The organism is Hydrogenophaga sp. H7, from assembly GCF_002025745.1.
Classification (GTDB): domain Bacteria; phylum Pseudomonadota; class Gammaproteobacteria; order Burkholderiales; family Burkholderiaceae_C; genus Hydrogenophaga; species Hydrogenophaga pseudoflava.
The window spans coordinates 491,772-507,600 of the sequence record NZ_MCIC01000012.1 but is presented as its reverse complement, the minus strand read 5'-3'; the positions used below and the strand labels follow the sequence as shown (position 1 = coordinate 507,600).

Here is a 15,829-nt window from a genome sequence, read left to right as displayed (position 1 = left end):
AGAAATCAACGATGGATCTGGGCATTGCAGGCAAGTGGGCGCTGGTGTGCGGCGCGAGCAAGGGCCTCGGGCTGGGCTGCGCGCAGGCGCTGGCGGCCGAGGGCGTGAACGTGGTGATGGTGGCGCGTGGCCGCGAGGTGCTGGACGCCTCGGCCGCCGCGCTGCGGGCGGCCTCGCCGGGCGTTGCCGTGATTGCGGTGGCCGCCGACATCACCACGCCGGAGGGGCGCGACGCCGCGTTCGCTGCGCCGGACGGGCCGGGCACGGCCTTTGACATCGTGGTCACCAACGCCGGTGGCCCGCCACCCGGCGATTTCCGCTCGTGGGACCGCGAGGCCTGGATCAAGGCGGTGGACGCCAACATGCTCACGCCCATCGAGCTCATCAAGGCCACCGTGGACGGCATGGCGGCGCGCGGTTTTGGCCGCATCGTCAACATCACCAGCAGCGCGGTGAAGGCGCCGATCGACATCCTGGGCCTCTCCAACGGCGCGCGCAGCGGCCTCACGGGTTTTGTGGCCGGTGTCGCGCGCAGTGGCATCGCGGCCAAGGGCGTGACGATCAACAACCTGTTGCCCGGCAAGTTCGCCACCGAGCGCCTGCAGGGCACGATCGCGGGCACGGCGTCCAAGACCGGCCAGACCGTGGACGAAGTGCGCGCCGCGCAGCTGGCGCTGGTACCGGCCCGGCGCTTCGGCACGCCCGAGGAGTTCGGCGCCATCTGCGCCTTCCTCTGCAGCCGGCAGGCGGGCTACCTCAACGGCCAGAACATCCTGCCCGACGGCGGGCTGTACCCCGGAACCTACTGATCAGCGCCGGGAACTGACCAGAATCCCGCCCACGATCAGCACGAAGCCGGCCAGGTGGTAGAGGTGCGGCGGCTCACCCAGCAGGGTCGCCGACATCAGCGCGGCGAACAGCGGGGTGAGGTTGCTGAAGAAACCGGCCACGGTCGGACCGACCCGAGACACACCCGCGCCCCAGGCCCGGTAGGCCAGCAGCGAGGGGCCGATGGCCACGTACAGCAGCGACAGCACCAGCGGCCAGCCCCAGCGCAGGTGGTGTTCGCCCTCGGGCAGGGACGGCAGCATCAGCCACTCCCCGGTGGTCATGGCGGCGGACCAGGTGAGCCCGAAGGCCACCTGGGCGAGCAGGAAGGCGGCCCAGTCGCGCCGCACCTCGGGCGGCTCGCTGCCGGGCGCCGGGCGGGCGAGCATCCAGCTGTACCAGGCCCAGGTGATGGACGCCGCGAGCATCCAGGCGTCGCCCGGCACCAGCTGCAGGGTGCCCAGCTGGTGCCAGTCGCCGCGCACCAGCACCACGACCACCCCGGCCAGCGACAGCGCGGCGCCCAGGGCAGCGCGCCTTGTCACCGGCACGCCGTAGAACAGCCGACCCAGCAGGATCATCCACACTGGCATGCTCGCGGCGACCAGCGTGACGTTGATCGGCGTCGAGGTCTTGAGCGCCATGTACTGCAACGCGTTGTAGAGCGCCACGCTGGTCAGGCCCAGCACGGCGAAGCGCCGGCCATGCGCCCACACCGGGCTGCGCGGTGCCAGCACCCAGGCGGCCAGCGGCAGCAGCATCACGAAGGCCAGCACCCAGCGCAGGAAGTTGAAGGTGATGGGCGGGATGCTGCCCTGCATCAGCCGGCCGACCACGGCGTTGCCAGCCCACAGCAGCGGCGGTATCAGGAGCAGGGCCGCGGTGGCCGGGGTCAGGCGCTGGGAGGGGTTCGACATGCCTGCACTGTAGCGACCGGTGGCATCCCCTGGCTGGCCTGGGGCTGACGGCCTGACTCCCTCGGGACGGTCGCGAATCGTGGCAGCATGTGCGGCATTGCCAACCTGAGGAGACCTGCATGACCCAGACCAGCCGCGCCGTGCGCATCCACGCCCATGGCGGCCCCGAACAGCTTGTTGTCGACACCGTCGAGGTCGGCGATCCCGGCCCGGGCGAGATCCGCATCCGCCACCACGCCATCGGCCTGAACTTCATCGACGTCTACCAGCGCACCGGCCTCTACCCCAACCCCATGCCACTGGCACTGGGCATGGAAGGTGCGGGAGTGATCGAGGCGGTGGGCGAGGGCGTGACCCATCTCAAGGTCGGCGACCGCGCGGCCTACGCGGCGGGCAAGCCCGGCAGCTACTGCGATGTGCGCGTGATGCCGGCGATGAACGTCTGCCAACTGCCCGACGGCATCTCGTTCGAGACCGGTGCAGCCATGATGCTCAAGGGTCTGACCGCGCAGTACCTGCTCAAGCGCTGCAAGCCGGTGGAAGGTCTGGAGAAGGGCGACTTCGTGCTGTTCCACGCCGCGGCCGGTGGTGTCGGACTGATCGCCTGCCAGTGGGCCAAGGCCCTGGGCCTGCGCCTGATCGGCACGGCCGGCAGCGACGAAAAGTGTGCGCTGGCGCGCGAGCACGGCGCCGAGTTCAGCATCAACTACCGCACCGAAGACTTTGCGGCACGCGTGAAGGAGATCACCAGCGGCCAGGGCGTGAAGGTGGTCTACGACTCGGTCGGCAAGGACACCTTCGACAAGTCGCTGGACTGCTTGCGACCGTTTGGTCTGATGGTCAGCTTCGGCAACGCCAGCGGCCCGGTGGCGCCGTTCGCGCCGGGCATCCTGGGTCCCAAGGGCTCGATCTACGTCACGCGCCAGACCTTGTTCACCCACATCAGCAGCCGCGAGCGCACACAGGCCATGGCCGACGACCTGTTCGACGTGGTGGGCAGCGGCGCGGTGAAGATCCGCATCGACCAGCGCTTCGCACTGACCGATGTGAGGAAGGCGCACGAAAGCCTGGAAGCGCGCCAGACCACTGGGTGCACCGTGCTCCTGCCCTGAGCCAGAGAGCCATAAAAAAAAGCCCCGGAGCCAGCAGCCCCGGGGTTTTTTCAATGGTGAGCCGGCAACGGTCAGAACTTGAAGCCGACGCCGAAGGTGACGCCGTCGACCTTGGTGCCGCGGCGGTCCAGGTAGTTCATGTAGTCGGCGTTCAGCGAGAGCTGCGGCGTGAGGCTGAAGCTCGCGCCACCGCCATAGGCGAAGCCGGTGGTGCGGTTCGAGTCGCCGACGCCGAACGCCGAGGTGCTCACCTTGGTGCTGGCCACGCCGGCCCGGCCGTACAGCTCCACGGTGTCGCCCAGCATCACCTTGGGTTTGACGAACGCCCCCAGCATGTTGTCGACCTCACCCGTGGCCCTGGCCGGCCCGATGCGCACCGAGTCGTCCTTCACGCCGGTGGCGGCGTGGCCCTCGATGGCCAGGTGCGGCGCGAGTTCCACGCCCACGATGGCGCGGGCGGCGGTCGGCTTGACCTTGGCGTCGAAGCCACGGCTGTCCTGCTTGAGGTTGAACTGGCTGTAGCCCACCTCGCCGTACACCCCCTGGGCCTGCGCGCCGAGGGCGAGCAGCGAAGCGGAGCCGATGAGCACTGTTTGCAGACGTCGTTTCATGAAACCTCCTGGTTGTGAAGATCGCTGACCCGGACAGGCCAACGCCCAGTAGGAGGGACGCGCGGGACAGCGGGTTCCGGTGATTGGGACAACGCTGCGCAAACGAGGTAATGAAATGTAGGCCGTGGGCACAACAAAAAAGGCCACCGGAAGGTGGCCCTTGGACTCAAGGCGCGCTTGTTTCAGAAGGCCACGCCGGCGCCCAGCGTGAAGCCGGTGAGCTTCACGCCGCTGCCGCTGTAGTAGCTCATGTAGTCGGCGGCCACGCTGACCGGGCGGTTGCCGAAGGACTTCCAGGGCGTCACCGTCTTGAATCCCAGCCCGTAGGACAGGCCGGCGCCGCCGTCGGTGCCGGTGTAGCCGCCGACGCTGGTGCCGGCGTTGGCGATGCCCAGGCGGGCGAAGAACTCGGTCTCACCACCGATGCGCAGCCGCGGCTTGGCGTAGGCGCCCAGCAGGGTGCCGGCGCTCACGCTGTAGGCGGTGCCCCAGGGCCCCACGGCATCGGCGCCACGCAGGCCCAGGCCCAGCATGGCTTCGGCGGCCAGGTTGGGGTGGTAGTCGTAGCCGGCGACAGCGCGCAGCATGATGGGCTTGGCCGAGATGCCGGCGCGGGCGATCTTGTAGTGCAGAAAGCTCAGGCCGAGCTCTCCGTACACCTGTCCATCCAGGCCTTGCGAGGCCAGACTTTTTTCCACATAGGCCTCGCCTTTGGCGGCGCCGGCACTGGCCTTCTTCTGAACGGTCTGCGCCGAGGCGGCGCAGGTCATCACAGCCATCGCGCCGAGCGCGATGAGCTTCTTCATCGTTTGCATGGGAACTCCCTGAAAAAACAAAAAAACGCTGGGTCGCCTTCTTCCGCTTGACGGGCGGCACACAAGAAAAAAGGAGCCCGTTGTCGGGCTCCTTTTCCTAGTGGAAAGCGGCGGGATTATATCTTTGGACTTACCGTCTTCAGCGCATCCTGCAGGTGCGAGAGGGTGCCCGCCACGTCGTGCCACTTGTCCAGGCCGAACAGGCCGATGCGGAAGGTCTTGAAGTCGGCGCCTTCGTCGCACTGCAGCGGCACGCCGGCGGCGGTCTGCAGGCCGGCGGCGAGGAACTTCTTGCTGTTCTGGACGTCCGGATCGCTGGTGTAGCTGACCACCACGCCGGGCGCCTGGAAGCTGGGCGCGGCCACGCTGGCAAAACCGTTCGACTCCAGCAGCGCACGCACCTCGCGGCCCAGAGCGACCTGTTCATCGCGCACCTTGGCAAAGCCGTAGGCCTCGGTCTCTTTCATGGTGTCGCGCAGGCGTTGCAGCGCATCGGTCGGCAGGGTGGTGTGGTACGCATGGCCGCCGCCTTCGTAGGTCTCCATGATCTGCAGCCACTTCTTCAGATCCATGGCGAAGGTCGTGCTCTGGGTGGTGTCGATGGCCTGTCGGGCGCGCTCGCTGAGCATCACCATGGCGCAGCAGGGCGAGCTGCTCCAGCCCTTCTGCGGTGCGGAGATCAGGATGTCGACGCCGGTGGTCTTCATGTCGACCCACATGGCGCCGGAGGCGATGCAGTCCAGCACGAACAGGCCGCCCACGGCGTGCACGGCCTCGGCCACCGCCTGCAGGTAGTCGTCGGGCAGCATCATGCCGGCGGCCGTCTCCACGTGCGGTGCGAACACCAGCGCCGGCTTCTCTTTGGCGATCGCGGCGGTCACCTCCTCGATCGGGCAGGGCGTCCAGGGCGACTGCGCACCGTCAGCGGTCTTGCGCGCCTTGAGCACGGTGTGGCTGGCGGGAATCGAGCCCATGTCGAAGATCTGCGTCCAGCGGTAGCTGAACCAGCCGTTGCGGATCACCATGACGTGTTTTCCGTGCGCGAACTGGCGCGCGACGGACTCCATGCCGAAGGTGCCACTGCCGGGCACCAGCACCGCCGAGTGCGCGCCATAGACCTGCTTGAGCATGGCCGAGATGTCGGTCATCACACCCTGGAAGCGCCGCGACATGTGGTTGAGCGCGCGGTCGGTGTAGACCACCGAAAATTCCAGCAGTCCGTCGGGGTCGATGTGGGGCAGCAGTCCGGGCATGAGGGTGTCTCCGTCAACAGGTGTGCCGGCCAGATTAGCACAGCACCCAGCACTTTCATCGCAGGGCCGCCCCAAGATGAAAGTAGCCCCTTGGGGGCAGCGACCCGCGTGGCGGCGGAGCGTGGGGCGGATGTTCAGTGCCGGCCGTGCGGTGTCTCCAGGCTCTGCAACCGGCTTTCGCGCAGGCGGCTGGGCGCCAGCGCGCCGGCCGAGTCGAGGATGGGATAGGCGATCGAACAGATGTGCGAGTTGATGCGCTTGAGGTCGCTGATCAGGTCAATGTGCAGCGAGCTGCTTTCCATGCTGGGGGCCGCGCGTTCGGTCAGGCGCTCAAGGTGGCTGCTGGCGTATTCGCGCTCCATCTCGCGAAAGCGCACCTTTTCTTCCAGCAGGCGCTGCGCGTCCCGCACGTCGCCGTCAAGGAAGACGCTCATGCCCAGGCGCAGGTTGTCCAGCAGGCGCGCGTGCATGGCGCTGATCTCGGTCATGCCGGCTTCGGAGAACTCGCGGCCCTTGCGGATCTTCTTGTCCTCGATGTCCAGCAGCACGCGCTCGACGGTGTCGCCGATCTGCTCCATGTTGATGGTGAAGCTGATGATGTCGGTCCAGCGCCGGCCTTCCTTCTCGTTGAGCTGCTCGCGCGAGATCTTGGTCAGGTAGTACTTGATGGCCGAATACAGGTCGTCCACCGTGTCGTCCATCTTGCGCAGGTCCTGCGACAGCTGCAGGTCGTTGGTCCGGATGACCGTCATCACGCCACGCAGCATGGTTTCCACCACATCGGCCTGGTGCAGGGCCTCGCGCGCCGCACACGAGATCGCCAGCGATGGCGTGGCCAGGGCGGAGGGGTCGAGGTGATTGGGGCGTTCGAGCGCGCTGCCGGCTTTCTGCAGCGGCAGCAGCTTCTCCACCCAGTGGGCCACGGTGCCGGTCAGGCCGATGAAGACCAGGCCGACCATCAGGTTGAAGCACAGGTGGAACAGCACGGTCTGCGCTGCCGGGTCCGGTACCCAGGGCGGCACCCAGCGCAGCCAGAACGGAATGAGCGCCGGCGCGATGGCCACGCCCATCAGCTTGAAAAGCAGGTTGCCCAGCGGCACCTGGCGCGTGGCGCGGTTGGCTTTGGCCGTGGTCAGCACCGCCAGCAGGCCGCTGCCCAGGTTGGCTCCCAGCACCAGGCCCAGCGCCACGTCGATGCCCACCACATTGATGGCCAGCGTCGCGGTCAGCAGCACCACGGCCAGGCTGGAGTACGACAGCACTGCCAGCGTGGCGCCGACCAGGATCTCCAGCATGCGGTCGCTGGTCAGCGATTCCAGCATCAGCTGCACCGCGGGGTTGGCGGTCAGCACGTGCGTGGCCTGGCTCACCAGCTGCAGGGCCAGCAGCATCAGGCCCAGGCCGATCAGCACGCGCCCCACGTCACCGACCTGGGTGCCCTGGCGCAGGATGAACAGCGTAACGCCCACAAAGATGAACAGCGGCGAGAGCCATGACAGGTCGAAGGAGAACACCACCGCCATCACGCTGGTGCCGATGTCGGCGCCCAGCATCACGGCCAGGGCCGCGGGCAGGGTGATCAGGCCGCGGCCGACGAAGGACGCGGTGATGAGGGCGGTGGCGGTGCTGGACTGCACCAGGGCGGTGACGCCCAGTCCCGACAGCGCCGCGGTGAGGCGGTTGCCCATGCTGGCCGCCAGCACCTGGCGCAGCTTGCTGCCCAGCACGCGCAGCACGCCGGTGCGCACCAGGTGGGTCCCCCAGACCAGCAGCGCGATGGCGGCCAGCAGATTCAGCAGGTGTTTCATGTCCGGGAAAACTATACCCGGAGTGCCATCGGTTTAACGGCTCTTCTTCACCCGCAGGATTTCGTCGAGGATCAGTGCGACCGCGCCGACAGTGATACCCGCATCGGCCAGGTTGAACGCCGGGAAATGGCCGCCGGGGAACAGGCCCGACAGGAAGGACCAGTGGAAATCCAACATGTCGACCACGTAGCCGTGCAGCACGCGATCCACCACGTTGCCGATGGCGCCGCCCAGGATGCAGGACAGAGCGAAGGCGAACAGCTTCTGTCCGGGGTGAGAGCGCAACATCCACACAATGAATACGGCCGCCGCGATGCCGATGCCGGTGAACAGCCAGCGCTGCCAGCCGCCAGCGGACGCCAGGAACGAGAAGGCCGCGCCGGTGTTGTGCACCCGCACGATGTTGAAGAAGCTGGTGACGTAGGTGCTGTCGCCCAGCTGGTAGTAGCCCAGGATCAGGGTCTTGGTGAACTGGTCCAGCAGGAAGACAACAGCGGCCAGACCGAGCCATGGCCAGAGGCTTGCCTTGGTTTTGGCCATCAGGCGATGCTCCTCGTTTCACCAGTGCCGGTGCCGGCTGCTTCGGCCAGGTTGCCCACGCAGCGGCCGCACAGCGTGGGGTGCTCGGCGTGTGCGCCCACATCGTCGGCGTAGTGCCAGCAGCGCTCGCATTTGGTGGCGGTGCTGGGGGTCACGGTCACCGCCAGTTCGGCGCCGTCCACCACGGTCACGGCAGAGGTGATGGTCACGAACTTCAGGTCCGCGCCCAGCGCGCGCAGCAGGGCCGCATCGTCCGCACCGGCGGTGATGGTCAGCGTCGCCTGCAGCGACGCGCCCACCTTGCCTTCGGTGCGCAGGTCTTCGATCGCCTTGTTGGCCACGTCGCGGATCTCGCGGATGCGGGCCCACTTGGCCAGCAGCGCTTCGTTGGCTGAGGGCAGGGCGCTGAAGGTCTCGAAGAAGATCGAGCCCTGCGTCGAGTCCTTGGCGAACACGGCCCAGGCTTCTTCGGCGGTGAAGCTGAGGATGGGCGCCATCCAGCGCAGCATGGCGTGCGTGATCTGGTGCAGGGCGGTCTGGGCCGAGCGGCGCGCCAGGCTCTTGGGGGCGGTGGTGTAGAGCCGGTCCTTGAGCACGTCGAGGTAGAACGCGCCCAGGTCTTCGGAGCAATAGACCTGCAGCTTGGCGACCACGGGGTGGAACTCGTAGACGTCGAAGTGCTTCAGGATTTCGGCCTGCAGCTCGCTGGCGCGGGCCATGGCGTAGCGGTCGATCTCCAGCATTTGGTCCAGCGGCACGGCGTCGGTGGTCGGGTCGAAATCGACCGTGTTGGCCATCAGGAAGCGCAGCGTGTTGCGGATGCGGCGGTACGCGTCCACCACGCGGGCCAGGATCTTGTCGTCGATGTTCAGATCGCCCGAGTAGTCGGTCGCACCCACCCACAGGCGCACGATCTCGGCCCCCAGCTTGGTGGTCACCGACTGCGGCTCCACCGTGTTGCCCAGCGACTTGCTCATCTTGCGGCCCTGGCCGTCGGTGGCGAAACCGTGGGTCAGCAGGCCACGATAGGGCGCGCGGTCGTAGATCGCGCAGCCCAGCAGCAGCGAGCTGTGGAACCAGCCGCGGTGCTGGTCGTGGCCTTCCAGGTACAGGTCGGCCTCGGGGCCTTGCGCGTGGCTGGCGCCGTTCGGGTAGGCCTTGGCGTGGCTGCCGCGCAGCACGTGCCAGAAGGTCGAGCCCGAGTCGAACCAGACTTCGAGGATGTCGGTGCTCTTGGTGTACTTGGCCGCGTCTTCGGCGCCCAGGATCTCTTCGGCCGTCACACGGCTCCAGGCCTCGATGCCGCCCTTCTCGACGATGTCGGCGGCCTGGTCCAGGATCTCCATCGTGCGCGGGTGCAGCTCGCCCGAATCCCTGTGCAGGAAGAAGGGCACAGGCACGCCCCACGACCGCTGGCGCGAGATGCACCAGTCGGGCCGGTTGGCGATCATGTCGCGCAGGCGGGCCTTGCCATTCTCGGGGTAGAAGCTGGTGTGGTCGATCGCGTCCAGGGCCAGCTGGCGCAGGGTCTTGGGCGCCTTGTCCTTGGTGAACACGCCTTCGCCCTCGTCCATGCGCACGAACCACTGCGCGGCGGCGCGGTAGATCACCGGCGTCTTGTGGCGCCAGCAGTGCGGGTAGCTGTGGGTGATGCCTTGCGTGGCCATCAGGCGGCCGTGTTCGCGCAGGGTGTCAATGATGACCGGGCAGGCCTTCCAGATGTGCTGGCCGCCGAACAGAGGCAGCTCGTCGGCGTAGACGCCGTTGCCCAGCACCGGGTTGAGGATCTGGTCGTAGCGCAGGCCGTGCGCGACACAGCTGTTGAAGTCGTCCACGCCGTAGGCAGGGGCCGAGTGCACGATGCCGGTGCCGTCGCCGTCGCTGACGTAGTCGGCCAGGTACAGCGGCGAGAGGCGCTTGTAGCTGTATTCGTTGCCAGGGACGTTGATGTCATCCGGTAGGTCATACAGCGGGTGACGGAACACCTGGCCGCGCAGGGCCTCGCCCTTGGCCGTGGCCAGCACGTTGCCGCTCAGGCCGAAGCGCTCCAGGCACTTCTCGACCAGGCTGGCGCCCAGCAGCAGCACGCCTTTGGGTGTGTCGACCAGGGCGTACTCCAGCTCGGGGTGGGCGTTCAGGGCCTGGTTGGCCGGGATGGTCCAGGCGGTGGTGGTCCAGATGACGGCAAAGGCCTGCTTGCCGTCAGGCAGGGCGCTCAGGCCGAAGGCTTGGGCCAGACCGGCGGCGTCGTTGGACTCGAAAGCCACGTCCAGCGTGTCGCTCTTCTTGTCGGCGTATTCGATCTCGAATTCGGCCAGCGATGACCCGCAGTCGAAGCACCAGTAGACCGGCTTGAGGCCCCGGTAGACGAAGCCGCGCTCGATCACGCGCTTGAAGGCGCGGATCTGGCCGGCCTCGTTGGCCGGGTCCATGGTGCGGTAGGGGCGCTCCCAGTCGCCCAGCACACCCAGGCGCTTGAAGTCCTCGCGCTGCTGGTTGATCTGCTCGGTGGCGTAGGCACGGCTCTTGGCCTGCATGTCGTCGCGGCTGAGGTTGCGGCCGTGCAGCTTCTCGATGGCGTTCTCGATCGGCAGGCCGTGGCAGTCCCAGCCGGGGATGTACTGCGCGTCGAAGCCGGCCAGTTGGCGGCTCTTGACGATCATGTCCTTGAGCACCTTGTTCAGCGCATGGCCGATGTGCAGCTTGCCGTTGGCGTAGGGCGGGCCGTCGTGCAGCACGAACAGCGGCGCGCCCTGGCGGGCGTCGCGCAGGCGTTTGTACAGGCCGCCGCTGTTCCAGTCGGCCACCCAGCCCGGCTCGCGCTTGGGCAGGTCGCCGCGCATCGGGAAGGCGGTGTCGGGCATGTTCAGCGTGGCGCGGTAGGCGCCGCCGCTGGCGTTCTCGTTCTTTTCAGCCATGGTGTTCGGCTTTCGGTGGTGGGGCTTGCAGGCTCGGTGGGCGGCGCGGTGGCCGCAGGGGGTGGGGCAGGGCGCCCCGAGCCTGTGCAGGGGCGGCGACCGGACGGCGGTCAGCCTTGAATTCGGTCGCGCGTGGTCTGGCGGCGCGTCTGGGCGTGCAGCGAGGCAAAAAACGTGCGAGCGTCGTCGCAGTCCTTGGCGATCCCTTGGGTCAGGGCGTCCAGGCTGTCGTATTTCAGCTCGTCGTGCAGTTTGTGCAGCAGTTCCACCCGGATGATTTTACCGTAGGCCTCTCCGCCGGGCAGGGCGGCCGAGAGCCCGTCGGGCCAGTCCAGGCAATGGGTTTCCAGCAGCACGCGGCCGCCGTTGACGTCGTTCGGGTCCAGCGAGGGGCGCACGCCCAGGTTGGCCACGCCCGCGAGGGGCTCTCCGGGCGGCGTGAGGCCGTGCACATGGACCGCGAAGATGCCGCTGGCGGCGGGTTTCCAGTGCGAGAAGCGCAGGTTCAGCGTGCGGAAGCCGTCGCTGCGCCCAGGGGCCGACTCGGCCAGCTGGCGGCCCAGCTTGCGCCCATGGACCACGTGGCCGCTGATGGCGTAGGGCCGGCCCAGCAGGGCGGCGGTGCGCTCCATGTCGCCGGCCGCCAGGGCCTCGCGCACCGCCGAACTGCTGACACGGGTGCCGTGCACCTCGTAGCTCTGCATGCGCGCCACATCGAAACCCATGGCCGACCCGGCGGCGTCGAGGAGGCGATAGTCACCGGCCCGCTGGGCACCGAAGCGGAAATCGTCGCCCACCAGCACGTACTTGACCCCCAGCGCGTGCACCAGGATGTCCTCGATGAAGGCCTGTGGCGGCAGCGAAGCCAGGCGCTGGTTGAACGGCAGCACCACGCACTGGTCCACGCCGCAGCGTTCCAGTTCTTCCAGCTTGTCGCGCAGGGTGGCGATGCGGGCGGGCGCCAGCTCGGGTTTGCGGTGCACCGCGGCGAAGAAGTCGCGCGGGTGGGGCTCGAAAGTCATCGCGCAGGTGGGCACGCCCCGGTGGCGCGCCTCGTTCTGCAGCAGCGCCAGCATGGCCTGGTGGCCACGGTGCACACCGTCGAAGTTGCCGATGGTGAGCGCACAACCCTGGGTCGCGGGGAGGGGGCGGTTCCAGAGGCCGCGGAGGATTTTCATGAGGGATTGCGCGGGGTTCGCGAGGGCGTCACAAAAGCACGCTATATTGACACAGCCCCGCGGGCACCGGCCTGTGGGCGCACCAGCCGCAGGTGACGGTGCGGCTGGCCTCTTCAGTTTCCGTTGAAGGAGCCAGGTCTTGAAGGTCTTGAAGCTGTCTGCCCAGGGGCTGCCGCAATCGTGGATCAGCCTGGAGGAAGCCGTGCTGCACTACGCCGCGGACGAGGTGCGCTGGGAAATGGGCGCCGAGGTCGCGGTGTTCCATGGCGGGCACAACGCGGTCACCGGGCGCCAGTCGATCATCACTGTCAACTCGATCATCGGCACCAAGGGTGTTCCCAACATCAACCCCTTCGAGCTGCGGCCCACCCTGACCAATGCCAAGCTGTTCGCCCGCGACCGCTGCCTCTGCGGCTACTGTGGCCACCAGTTCCACGAGGACGAACTGACGCGCGAGCACATCCTGCCCATGGCCCAGAACGGCCGCGACATCTGGATGAACGTGGTCACGGCCTGCAGGTCCTGCAACCACCGCAAGGGCAACCGCACCCCCGAGCAGGCGAACATGCCGCTGCTGTACGCCCCCTACGTGCCCAGCCTCTGGGAAGACTTCATCCTGCGCAACCGCCGCATCCTGGCGGACCAGATGGAGTTCCTGATGTCGCACCTGCCCAAGACCTCCAGGTTGCATGCCTGAATGAAAAAGCCCCGCTTGGCGGGGCTTTTGGTGAGGCGTCCGAGGCGATCAGGCGAACACACCCGCCGAATCCTCCATCCGCGCCGACACCTCGCCCAGGTGGTGCAAGGTGTCGCCGTAGGTCATTTCCAGCTGCGTGAGTTTCTTGAAGTAGTGGCTGACGATGTACTCGTCGGTCACGCCGATGCCGCCGTGCAGCTGCACCGCCTGCTGGCCCACATAGCGCATCGATTGCCCCAGCTGCACCTTGGCGCGCGAGAGCGCGCGGCGGCGTTCGTCCGCCGAGGCATTGAGCTTGAGGCTGGCGTAGTAGCTCATCGAACGCGCCAGCTCCAGCTGCATCTTCATGTCGGCCATGCGGTGGCGCAGGGCCTGGAAGGTGCCGATGGCGACGCCGAACTGTTTGCGTGTGTTCAGGTACTCGGCCGTCACGGCCACCGTCTTGTCCATCACGCCCACCGCCTCGGCGCAGACGCAGGCGATGCCGATGTCCACCGCGTGTTCCAGCGCGGCCAGGCCATCCGCCGTGACCAGCGTGGCCGCGGCGTTCTGCAAGCTCACCTCGGCCGCACGGCCGCCATCTTGGGTGCCATACCCTTGAGTGGACACGCCATCGGCGTTGCGCTCGACCAGGAAGAGTGCGATCTGGCCGTTGGCCATGGCCGGCACGAGGAAGGCGTCGGCGTGGTCGCCCGCGGGCACCACGCTTTTGGTGCCGCTGAGGGTCCAGCCGCTGCCCGCCTGCGCGGCGGTGGTCTTGCAGAGGTCGAGCTGGTAGCGCGCACCGCGCTCCTGCTGCGCCAGCACCACCAGGGCCTCGCCCGCTGCGATCTTCGGCAGCCAGGCCGCCTTCACCTCGGCGCCACCGTAGGCGCCGATCACGCCGCTGGTGACCAAGGTCTGCGCCAACGGTTCAAGCACGATGCCGCGGCCCAGCTCCTCCATAACCACCATGCCTTCGACCGGTCCCATGCCCAGGCCTCCGTCGGCTTCGCTGATGTACAGGCCGCCCAGCCCGAGTTCGGCCAGTTCGCTGTAGGCCGCGCGGTCAAAGCCGCCGGCCTTCACGATGGCCCGCCGGCGCTCGAAGTCGTAGCCCTTGTCCACCCACTTGCGAACCGCGTCGCGCAACTGTTCCTGGTCGTCGCTGAAATCGAAATCCATGTCTGTCTCCTTAGCCGAGGACCGTCTGGGCGACGATGTTGCGCTGCACTTCGTTGGAGCCACCATAGATGGTGGTCTTGCGCATGTTGAAGTAGGTCGACGCGAGCGGTGCGTTGGCCACCACCCCGCCCGGGAAGTTGCCCTGCCAGCCGGCCTCCATGGCTTCCTCGATGAAGGGCAGGCTGAACGGGCCGGCGGCCAGCATCATCAGCTCCGCGTAGCGCTGCTGGATCTCGCTGCCCTTGATCTTGAGCAGGCCGGCGATGTCCAGCGACTGCTTGCCCGATTTCTCGGCCGACAGCACGCGCAGCACCAGCATCTCCAGCGCCACGATGTCCACTTCCAGCAGCGCAATCTGGTCGCGGAAGCGCAGGTCGTCCCACATGCCTTCGGCTTTGGCGATGCGTTTGAGGCGTTCCAGCTCGCGTTTGGCGCGGTTGACGTCGGCGATGTTGGTGCGTTCGTGCGAGAGCAGGTGCTTGGCGTAGGTCCAGCCCTTGTTCTCTTCGCCGATCAGGTTCTCCACCGGCACCTTGACGTTGTCGAAGAAGACCTCGTTGACCTCGCACTCACCGTCCAGCAGCTTGATCGGGCGCACCGTCACGCCGGGCGACTTCATGTCCACCAGCAGGAAACTGATGCCGGTCTGCGGTTTGCCTTCGGTGCTGGTGCGCACGAGGCAGAAGATCCACTCGCCGTATTGGCCCAGCGTGGTCCAGGTCTTCTGGCCGTTGACCAGGTAGTGGTCACCCTGGCGCTCGGCGCGGGTCTTGACCGAGGCCAGGTCCGAGCCCGAGCCGGGTTCGCTGTAGCCCTGGCTCCACCACACTTCACCGCTGGCAATGCCGGGCAGGAAACGTTCCTGCTGTTCCTTGTTGCCGAACGCCATGATCACCGGCGCCACCATCACCGGGCCGAAGGGCACGATGCGCGGCGCGCCGGCCAGGGCGCATTCTTCTTCGAACAGGTGCTTCTGCACGGCGGTCCAGCCCGGGCCGCCGAACTCCTTGGGCCAGCCGTAGCCCAGCCAGCCCTTCTTGCCGAGGATCTTGGCCCAGCGCTGCATGTCGTCGCGCGAGAGGCGCAGCGCGTTGTGGACCTTGTGGGCGATGTCGGCGGGCAGGTTGTCCTTGACCCAGCCGCGAATCTCGTCGCGGAACGCCAGCTCTTGCGGCGTGAATGCCAAATCCATGCTTGTCTCCGTGGTCGGGTGATCGTTGGTCGCCGGGGGCGGCGGCCCGATCCACGAAGTTTCGCACGACCGTTCGTTTTATGGCTGTCCGGGCTGCGACAAACCCAGCTGGTCCCGAAGGTCGGCCAGCTGGGCCTGGAGGGTCGCCACCGTGGCTTCTAGAGTGGCGACGCGCTCCGCCAGGGCACTGTCGCCGGGTGAGCTTTCGGGTACCGCCGGGGCCGACATGTCCACCGGGCCACACAGCAGGTGCGTCCAGCGTTGCTCGCGGGCACCGGGCGCGCGCGGCAGCTTGACGACCAGCGGGCCACCCTTCTCGTCGCTGCGGTCCTGCATTTCTTCCAAGAAGCCCTCCACCGAGGCGATGTCCAGAAACTTGTACCAGCGGTCGGCGTTGATGCGCAGTTCGCCCGCCGTCTGCGGGCCGCGCAGCATCAGCAGGCCCAGCAAGGTGGCCGACTGGTCCGGCACGCCGGCCGCGCGCGGGAAGTTGTGTTCATAGCGCGGCACGCGCGAGCCGCTGGACTCGATGACCATGCTGTAGTCGCGCAGCACATCGATGGCGTCGCTGATCTGGGCCTCGCTGAGGCTCATCACCGGTTCCCGTGCGGTCTTCTGGTTGCAGCCGCCGTGCAGGCTGTTGAGCGAGAGCGGGTAGCTGTCGGGCACGGTGCGGGCCTTTTCCATCAGGGTGGCCAGCACGCGGGCTTCGACTGGCGACAGGGGGCGGGTGCGGAAATCGTGGTTCATTACACTTGGCGGCCCCAGCGGGCGCTGAATCGGTCGGTACATCGGG

The 15,829-nt window shown here is 67.4% G+C and carries 14 protein-coding genes; 3 read left to right on the top strand and 11 right to left on the bottom strand.

The window, feature by feature from the left end:
• The first annotated feature begins 11 nt into the window (after positions 1 to 11).
• Complete coding sequence (locus tag BC358_RS08910) at positions 12 to 809, top strand: SDR family oxidoreductase (protein ID WP_079365534.1); 798 nt, start codon at positions 12 to 14, stop codon at positions 807 to 809.
• On the opposite strand, the gene BC358_RS08905 is transcribed toward BC358_RS08910, so the two are convergent.
• Entirely contained in the window at positions 810 to 1,745 is a 936-nt protein-coding gene (locus BC358_RS08905; RefSeq protein WP_066153180.1) for a DMT family transporter, read from the bottom strand.
• A 119-nt stretch (positions 1,746 to 1,864) separates the two neighbouring features.
• Here BC358_RS08905 and BC358_RS08900 point away from each other — a divergent pair, with 119 nt between their 5' ends.
• Positions 1,865 to 2,857: a quinone oxidoreductase gene (locus tag BC358_RS08900; protein WP_079365533.1), complete on the top strand. Its 993-nt coding sequence runs from the start codon at positions 1,865 to 1,867 to the stop codon at positions 2,855 to 2,857.
• 71 nt (positions 2,858 to 2,928) lie between these two features.
• Here the strand turns inward: BC358_RS08900 and BC358_RS08895 are convergent, their stop codons facing one another.
• From BC358_RS08895 to BC358_RS08865, 7 genes are all read right to left on the bottom strand, one after another.
• The gene (locus BC358_RS08895; RefSeq protein ID WP_079365532.1) at positions 2,929 to 3,468 is read right to left on the bottom strand and encodes a porin family protein; all 540 of its coding nucleotides are present in this window, start codon (positions 3,466 to 3,468) and stop codon (positions 2,929 to 2,931) included.
• Positions 3,469 to 3,650: 182 nt separating this feature from the next.
• Positions 3,651 to 4,283, bottom strand: coding sequence for a hypothetical protein (locus tag BC358_RS22095; protein WP_157576137.1), 633 nt, complete (start codon positions 4,281 to 4,283; stop codon positions 3,651 to 3,653).
• Between the two features lie 116 nt (positions 4,284 to 4,399).
• The gene (locus tag BC358_RS08885) at positions 4,400 to 5,536 is read right to left on the bottom strand and encodes an aminotransferase class V-fold PLP-dependent enzyme (RefSeq protein WP_066153189.1); all 1,137 of its coding nucleotides are present in this window, start codon (positions 5,534 to 5,536) and stop codon (positions 4,400 to 4,402) included.
• Between the two features lie 134 nt (positions 5,537 to 5,670).
• Entirely contained in the window at positions 5,671 to 7,344 is a 1,674-nt protein-coding gene (locus BC358_RS08880; RefSeq protein ID WP_066153192.1) for a Na/Pi cotransporter family protein, read from the bottom strand.
• 33 nt (positions 7,345 to 7,377) lie between these two features.
• Positions 7,378 to 7,884, bottom strand: coding sequence for a signal peptidase II (gene lspA / locus BC358_RS08875; RefSeq protein ID WP_066153194.1), 507 nt, complete (start codon positions 7,882 to 7,884; stop codon positions 7,378 to 7,380).
• Positions 7,884 to 10,802 (bottom strand): isoleucine--tRNA ligase, encoded by a 2,919-nt coding sequence (ileS, locus tag BC358_RS08870; RefSeq protein ID WP_079365531.1) that lies wholly within the window; start codon positions 10,800 to 10,802, stop codon positions 7,884 to 7,886. The genes lspA and ileS overlap by 1 nt, the downstream gene beginning before the upstream one ends.
• Before the next feature lie 110 nt (positions 10,803 to 10,912).
• The gene (locus BC358_RS08865) at positions 10,913 to 11,980 is read right to left on the bottom strand and encodes a bifunctional riboflavin kinase/FAD synthetase (RefSeq protein WP_079365529.1); all 1,068 of its coding nucleotides are present in this window, start codon (positions 11,978 to 11,980) and stop codon (positions 10,913 to 10,915) included.
• 139 nt (positions 11,981 to 12,119) lie between these two features.
• Here BC358_RS08865 and BC358_RS08860 point away from each other — a divergent pair, with 139 nt between their 5' ends.
• Positions 12,120 to 12,677 (top strand): HNH endonuclease, encoded by a 558-nt coding sequence (locus BC358_RS08860; RefSeq protein ID WP_079365528.1) that lies wholly within the window; start codon positions 12,120 to 12,122, stop codon positions 12,675 to 12,677.
• Between the two features lie 48 nt (positions 12,678 to 12,725).
• On the opposite strand, the gene BC358_RS08855 is transcribed toward BC358_RS08860, so the two are convergent.
• The 3 genes from BC358_RS08855 to BC358_RS08845 all read right to left on the bottom strand — a co-directional run bounded on the left by BC358_RS08855 (position 12,726) and on the right by BC358_RS08845 (position 15,783).
• Positions 12,726 to 13,841, bottom strand: a complete 1,116-nt coding sequence (locus BC358_RS08855; RefSeq protein WP_079365527.1) for an acyl-CoA dehydrogenase family protein — start codon at positions 13,839 to 13,841, stop codon at positions 12,726 to 12,728.
• A gap of 10 nt (positions 13,842 to 13,851) precedes the next feature.
• Positions 13,852 to 15,033, bottom strand: coding sequence for an acyl-CoA dehydrogenase family protein (locus BC358_RS08850; protein WP_066153215.1), 1,182 nt, complete (start codon positions 15,031 to 15,033; stop codon positions 13,852 to 13,854).
• A gap of 78 nt (positions 15,034 to 15,111) precedes the next feature.
• Complete coding sequence (locus BC358_RS08845; RefSeq protein ID WP_079365526.1) at positions 15,112 to 15,783, bottom strand: YceH family protein; 672 nt, start codon at positions 15,781 to 15,783, stop codon at positions 15,112 to 15,114.
• Positions 15,784 to 15,829: the final 46 nt, after the last annotated feature.